Genomic DNA, 260 nt, shown 5'->3' on the forward strand with positions numbered 1-260 from the left:
TATCAATGATCCACTGGATCATCCCCAACACCAACGCCGAGTCTGAGCCGGGCTTAATTGGCAACCAATGGTTGTTATCTCCTGCGGCGAGGCTCGATGAACCTGCAGGCAAGCTTGGCGTAATAATGGTGTATTCCAACTTACCTTCGGTGCGTGCTTTGGCGAGCTGGCGAGCCTGACGTTTGAACGGGTTACCCGCTTGCGCTGGCGACATACCAATAAAAATGATGTATTCGGCGTTATCAAAATCGGGCTTTAAG

The 260-nt window shown here is 51.2% G+C and carries 1 pseudogene; it reads right to left on the minus strand.

Annotation, left to right across the window (positions count from 1 at the left end):
• A pseudogene (locus Q5762_RS38820) lies at positions 1-260 on the minus strand (molybdopterin-dependent oxidoreductase); the annotation flags it as partial.

The sequence above is a fragment of the Streptomyces sp. P9(2023) genome (genome assembly GCF_032436795.1).
GTDB lineage: Bacteria > Actinomycetota > Actinomycetes > Streptomycetales > Streptomycetaceae > Streptomyces.